Origin of the sequence: Lujinxingia vulgaris (assembly GCF_007997005.1) — a bacterium.
In the GTDB taxonomy this organism is placed as follows: Bacteria; Myxococcota_A; Bradymonadia; order Bradymonadales; family Bradymonadaceae; genus Lujinxingia.
This window is the reverse complement of sequence record NZ_VOSL01000104.1, coordinates 1-7100: the sequence shown is the minus strand read 5'-3', so window position 1 is coordinate 7100 and position 7100 is coordinate 1. Positions and strand designations below refer to the sequence as shown.

Here is a 7100-nt window from a genome sequence, read left to right as displayed (position 1 = left end):
CGGCGTCGCGCTCACCGCCGCTCGCGGCAGCACCGCCGGCGTCCAGATGCAGGCTCAGTGTTCCGGCGCCCGCGCCCACCCGAGCGCTGATGCGCCCCGTCCGGCTGAGCAGGCGCTGGCGACGCACCGTCTCTCCCTGCCAGCGAAGCTCCACAGTGCGACCGACCAGCCCGTCGCCCACCCGATACTCCAGCGCCAGGGTGTCCGAGCCGGTCGCCGGGCGGCACGCGACGCGCCCGCTCTCTCGAAGCTCCGCCCGCCAGGTCGCCTCCCAGCGCTGACCGGCAAGCTCCGAAGGATCGACACGCTCCAGCAGCACCGCCCCGAAGAGGTCGTTGGTCGGCCGCAGCACGCGGGCCTCGGCGCTCTCGCGCTGCTGCACGCGTCGGGGCGGCTCCACCTCCTCGGCGCCCCAGACCTCCTCCCAGCCCTCTTGCACCTCCGCGCTGGCCGCCGCCCACAGCTCGCGGATGGCCTCATGCCCCCAGTGGGGCTCCCAGCGGGCCTGCGACTCCCGCAACGCCCGCCGCCCCGCCAGCGTGAGCACCTCGGCGTTATCCGGCCAGATGCCCACCCAGGCCGAGCCCTCGCTCGGCGCCTGACGCCAACGCATCACCTCCGGCACCCGATCGTAGGGCGGCTCCCAGACCACCTCCCCGGTCTCGGCCAACGCCAGCACCGCCGCGCTCACCCACGCCCGCGCCCCTTCGGTCCCCTCCACCCAGACCTCCAGGCGCTCAGCCCCCGGCGGAATCCAGAAGCGATGGGTCGTCGGCGCATCGAGCCGCTCATAGCCCGAAAGCGCCTCGGGATCGGCCGCCTCCCGGGCCATCTGGCGCAGATGCTCTGCGTCGACAAGGCGCTCATAGGCCGAGTTCTCGGCCTCAAACGCCACACGACCCTCGGCCAGTGAGGCGGGTGACTCAGCGCGCTCGGCTTCTGGCGAGGCGCCCACAAAACGGTAACGCAAGGCGCCTTGCTGGCCCCGACGATGCCGCAGCGTCACCCTCAACGCGTCGCCCAGGCTCTGCTCACCGGCGCGCAGCCGATAGACCAGCGGGGCCTCCCCGGCCGCCCGGGCCTCCCAGACCACCGAGCGGCGCCGATCCGGCAGCACGCGCACCCGCCCATCGGCGCTCAGAGCCAACTGTGGCGCTCCTGCCACCGCCTCGGGCCGGTCCACCCAGATGGCGAGGCGACCACCGCCGGGGGCAAAGAGCTGCACGGCGGCCGACTCGCCATCGTCCACCTCCACCTGGAGCGCGCGCCCCGACGTCTCCAGCGGGCGCAGCTCCGAGAGATCGTCACCGGCCCCCGTGACCGACTGCTCCACCCTCTCAAAGCGCAGCGTGGCCCCGGCGCTGCGCGCAAGCTCGGCGCGCAGCATCCCGCCCGCATCGCCCGCCCGCGCCGCATAGAGCGTGACCGGCCCCTCCAACGCAAACGCCATCGCCTCCCCCTCTGCCACCTCCTCGCCGACCTCCAGCTCCTCGAACGCTTCGAAACGAAACTCCGAGGTAAAGAGCCCGCGCACCTCCGCCTCCCCCAGGGTGGTGTCGCGACGCCAGCCTCCCACCAGCATCCGGTCCATCTCGGCCGCCGTGGGCGCGGTCCAGGTCGCCAGGCGAGCGCGCTCGGCGAGCTCGACGCGCCGCCGCTCGCTCAAGGTTCGGCCCTGCCACTCGCGCAGGCCCGCCTCGCGCTCAAAGCGCCGAAAGACCACCACCTGCGCCTCCTTCAGCCAGAACTCCCCGGGCTCAAGCGCCGGCGCATCCTCGGGAAGTTCGCCGGCCACCTCAACTTCTAACCTGCGGCCCGGGGCGTCCCAGGCGCTCAGATCCACATCGCTCAGGCGCATATCCGTCGGGACGCCCTCACCCTGACCCACCGGGTAATACGCCGCGCGTTCGGCCCAGCCCTCCCCCTCGGCCGGCCTGCGGCTGACCCGCGAGCGCACCCAGATGGTGCGAGCGTGCAACTCCTCACCGGCCTCATCGACCACCCGCAGCACCAGGCCGTACACGTAGCGTCGCTCTTTATCGTAGCGCGCCGGATCGCCCCCTTCGTGAAGATGCCCCCAGCTCAGCAGGCGCAGCTCCGGGCTGAGCTGCCCCAGCGCAAAGGCCGGGCCCTGCCCGGGACGAAGCACGTAGGCCAGGTAGCGCTGGTCGCGCTCCTCCACATGTTCGGGCGCCTGCTCGGAGCGCTCGATCGCCAGCATCAACGAGCCGCCCAGCCCGCCGATCACCGCCACGAAGATCGTCAGGCGCAGCATCAGGCGCGCCCAGAGCTGCCAGGGCTTGTGTCGGGGACGATCCCAGCTCGTCATGGGACCTCCTGCGGCGCGGGCACCGGCTGCGACGCCGGCTCCACCACGATCGAGGCGGCCAGCGCCAGCGCCAGGGCGTCGGGCCGCTGACCGGGGCGCAGCCGGAGCTCGGTGAGGTGGCTTACGCCGGCGTCCAGACGCAGCGCGCGCCAGCTCTCGCCAGCCGCGCCGGTCGCGACCACCAGCCAGCTCTGCTCGCGGGCCTCATCGACGACGACCTCGTAGCTGCGCTGCTCCGCCTCCAGGAGTTGCAGCGCGGCGAGGAGGTCGAGGGGGTTGCGGGTCGCAGCAAAGCGCCGCGCCTGCGCTTGCAGGGCCTCCCAGCTCGCCACACTCAGGGGCTCACGCCCCGGATCGTCACCCTGAAGAGGTTGGCTCGCCATGCGCTCAAAGAGGCCCTCGCGCACCAGCCGGTCGGCGCGAGCAACCCGCGCCAGCCCCCGCTCCAGCACCTCCGCGCTCAGCCCCAACCGCAGCGCGCGACGCTGCTCTACGTCCAACCACACCCGGGCAAAACGCCCCGGTGCGGCCACCCGCGCCATCGCCGCGCCGACGTCCTCCAGCCCGCGCAGCTCGGCAAAGCGCAGCTGCCCTCGGTCCAGCTCCAGCCTCAACCCGGAACGCTCCAACACCCGATGGAGCGCGGCGGCGTCGGCCCCCGGCTCCCCCACGCTCAAAGCCTGATCGAAGCTCAATAGCCCGCCCCCCTGCACCTCTCGCCCCTCGGCCAGCCCGCGCACCTGAAGCACCCAGGACGCGTCGTCGGCCGCCCCCAACTGCAAGACGCGCTGGGTGGCGAGCACCAGCGAGGGATCTTTGAGCGGATCGCCCAGCACCCCGATCTTCCCGCGCCAGGCGCTTCCCAGCACCAGCGCGCGAGCCTGAAGCGCGTCGGCCATCAGCGCGGCGGCCGCCCAGGTGCCGGCCTCGGCGCGGGCGTAAGGCGCGCTGACCATCAGGGGCGCGCCTGCCTCACAGCGCAAGAAAACCACGCCAAAGCCGCGCAGCGCGCGAACCTCGTCGGCCTCGCTGCCCATCTCGCGCACCGCCCACCAGCACCCACCTTGCCGGTCGCGAAGTGGTTCGATGTTTAGCCCCACCGCCTCGCCAACGCGCCGCGCCGCGGCAAGCTCCCGGCCCGCCACAAAGCGCGGGAACCCGCTTCGCCCCATCGTCACAAGCGGCTCGATCACCCCGCGCTGCACCGCCTCGATCTCGGCGGCCGTCGGCGCCTTCCCCAGCTCCCGAAGATGCGCGGCCACCGCCCGCTCGGGCCCCTCAATGAGCCCGGCAGCGTACGCGCGCAGGCTCACCACCACCCCGGGCTCCGGCTCAGCAGTATCGGCCCCCCAGGCCGCAAGGCGCACAAGCTCCGAGCGACCCAGCATCAAGGTCACGTGCGCCCCGCGGGCGATCTCCCGGGTGCGGTCGGTGCCCGGCGCGGCATCCCAGCGCACCTTCACCCCGGGAAGCCGCGCGCTGACCACGCCCACCGGAAAGGCCGAGTCGACCGCGCGCCCCATCCAGATCCCCTGCGCGTCAGGGGCCGCCCGGCGAAGTTGCAGAACATCGTGCTCGCGCCAGGCCCGCATCATCCGCTGATGCGGCGAGCTCGCGTCGCTGAGCGGGTCGAGCGCCCGCCCGCTGCTCATCTTCGCGCTCGCGCCAAAGATCAGCGCCCGGGCGTCCACCTCCTCGCCAACCCGCAACGCCGCACTCACGACCAGCGGATCCCCCCCGGCGTCGGGCACCTGCACCACCGGCCCGCGCCGCCCCGGGCGCACCACCAGCACGCCCAGCCCGCGGGTCTTCGGGTAGCGCGCCAGAGCTTCCGCCACAATGAACGCCGGCCCCTTCGCGTCGTCGACCACCTCCACATCGAGCTCCAACGCCGAGGCCAGCTGCGCGATCTCGGCCCGCGCGATCCCCGCTCGCGCCGAAGAGACCTCCGCAAGCTCCCCGAGCTCCGCAAAGCGCTCCACATCCATCGCGCTCAGCGCTCGCCCGCCTGCCGCCCCGCCAGCGAGCGCGCTACGTCTCAAGAGCTCCGCCTCCAGCTGACCGCGCCCCCGGGCCGCCTCTTCGAGCCGCTCGACGCGCACCTCATCCTCGCGCACCGGCCCCGGCCCCACCAGCACGCTGGCGAGCAGCCCGCCGAGCACAAACCCCGCCACACTCACCAACGCCGTGGGCACCACCACCATCACGATATTCTTCTTCTGCACGATCTTCAGCGCCAGCAGGCTCGCCAGCAGATACCCGAACCCGAAGAAGTCGATCGTGCGCACCTGCGGCGCCCCCAGGAACATCGCCCACGCCACCACGTACTTAATGAGGTAGCCCACCGTGAACACAAAGATGATCTTTCGCGGCCCCTCCATATTGAGCTTGCGCAGCGGCCCGCTGCGAAGGAGCGCCCCGGCCACCAGCGCCAGCCCGATGGCCTCCCCAAAGGTCCACAGCGCCTTGAGCACATCGAACCAGGCGATCGCGATGAGCGCCGGGATCAAAATGCCCCCGAAGTCCCACCCCACCTTAATGTTGATGCGCCCGGCCAACGCCGCGGTCACCAGCAGGATGATGTAGGCCTTTGGCGAGGCAAAGAGGTCGATGGCGATGTCTTCGTAATGCACCTGAAACTCGGCGACCCGAAGGTTCGTATACGCCAGCAGCCCCCAGCGCGTGGCCGCGTACACCACCGCCGTGGGCATGAGCACCTGCCAGGCCCCGCGCCTCAACCCCACCTTCCAGAACATGTTGGCGGCCAGGGGCACAATGACCAGCCCCACCGAATTGAGCGGCCCGGGCGCGTATGGCGAGACCCCGATCGCCGCGGCGAGCGGCACCCACAACGCCGGCCAGATCCACAGCTCTCCGAGCACCCGCACGATGATGCTCATCACCAGAAAGGCGTAGAAGCGGTCGCGCCCAAACACCACCGACCACATCCCCAGCTTGCCCATCCCCTCCGAGAGCAGCCACACAAGCCCGTAGGTGACCACCGCCTCCAGCATCGCCACCGCCGCGCTCGTCGGCGAGATCAGCGCGACACTGGCGAGGTACCCGGGGACGACGAGGCCAACGAAGGTGTAGCCCAACGTCTCGGTGAGCATCCACCGCAGCAACAACCCCAGAAAGACGATCGTGAGGATCGAGCTATCGAACCCGCCCCCCGGAAAGATGTGCAGCGCCGCATCACCCACGTCTCAGCGCCCCTTCGGCAAGATGATGTCGTAGGTCAGCCCGTCGAGCTCGCTGTGAGCCTCCAGCCGGCCGCCGCTCCCCTGCACGTACTGGCGCGCCAGAAAAAGACGATTCCCCCCACTGACGTCGCCCTCCCCGCCCTCCAGGAGCCTCTGGAGCAGCGAGGTGGGGATCATCACGTTGGGAACATGCACGCGGATGCGCGTCTGCTCGCCCTCCTGATGCACCGTGACCTCGATCTGCACCTGGTCGGGCACGAGCTCGGCGCTGTCCTGAATCATCAGGCGGATCGCCTTCTGAATCGACTCCGGGTGCCCGCGCGCGATCATCGGCTCGGTCGGTACGTCGACACGCACGCCGGTGAGTTCGGTCTGCGAGGACGCCCCGCGCAGCGCCTCGCGCACGACGTACTTCACGCTCAACGGCATCGTCGCCTGCACATCCTGCGGGGGTTTGAGCACCCCCTGAAAATCATCGACGACGCGCCCCAGATCGGCGATCGCCTCTTCGAGCCCCTCGACCAGGGTGCGCTCGGCGGTGCCCAGCCCGCTGCTCATGCTCAAGACGTTGGTGTAGCCGCTGACCACACTCAAAAGGTCAGCCGCGCGGGTGTTGACCACGCGGATGAGGTTAAGTTTCTCGCGCGCGCCTTCCACCGCGCTGGAGACATCGAGCGCGGTGAGCACCAACCCGCGCACCACGCGCCGGCCCATCTCTTCGCGCCACACCGCCGAGACGCAGATCTCCACAAGGCGCCCCCCCTCCTCATCGGGCTCCCAGCGAAAACGCTGCGCCTCACCGCCACTCAACACCTCATCGATGCGACGCGCCACCGAGGTCTCATCCTCCTCGGAATGGCGCGCGATCAACCCGTAGATGCCGCCCTGGCCCTGCTCCTGACCTTCGAGAAGTCGGCGCATCGCCTCGTTCTCAAAGGTGACCTCACCGAAGAGGTTCGCGAGCATCAGCCCGACCTGCGCGTTCTCCGAGACGTCTTCCAGCGCGCGCCGATCGAGCTCCAGATGCTCCATCGCCGCCAGCGCCGCGCCGACCATGGCGTCGGCGCGATCCATCTCGCGGGCCATCACCTCGGGCACGCCGTGCTCCATCCAGCGCCACACGATCTCGTCGGCGAGCTGGCGGGCGACGCGCTCGATCGCGGCGCGGCGGGCCTCGACGAACGCGGCGGCCGAAGGCGTATGCAGCATCCAGAAGCCCACCACCCGCTCGCGCACCACCAGCGGCACCATCACCGTCTCCAGGTCCGCCTCGCGCACATAGCCTCGGACCACCTGCAGGCTGCGTCGCTCGTAAGCCTGGCGGTAGGGGGAGCGGCGCACATCGCGACGCATCTCGGCGATGGCGTCATCATCAAGGCCCAGGTGGGCGCGAAAGCCAATCCACCACGAGCCCTGCCCCAACTCCCCCAGACTCATCGTCTCCACGCCGAGCACCGCGCCGGCGCGCGCCAGCAGCTCCGACCAGAACGCCTCGCCGCTCCCCGCGCTGCCGCCGCGCCGCGAGGTGGCCTCCTTGACCGCGTTGGCCAGCAGCGCCTGCACCTCCC

The 7100-nt window shown here is 70.9% G+C and carries 2 protein-coding genes and 1 pseudogene; all 3 read right to left on the bottom strand.

Features of this window, described 5'->3' with window-relative positions; genetic code table 11:
• On the bottom strand, positions 1–2329 hold a 2329-nt coding region (locus tag FRC96_RS16260; RefSeq protein ID WP_146975970.1), incomplete at its 3' end, for a hypothetical protein.
• The gene (locus FRC96_RS16255; protein ID WP_146975969.1) at positions 2326–5532 is read right to left on the bottom strand and encodes a poly-gamma-glutamate biosynthesis protein PgsC/CapC; all 3207 of its coding nucleotides are present in this window, start codon (positions 5530–5532) and stop codon (positions 2326–2328) included. The genes FRC96_RS16255 and FRC96_RS16260, both read right to left, overlap by 4 nt.
• 3 nt (positions 5533–5535) lie before the next feature.
• Positions 5536–7100: pseudogene (locus FRC96_RS22345) on the bottom strand (hypothetical protein); the annotation flags it as partial.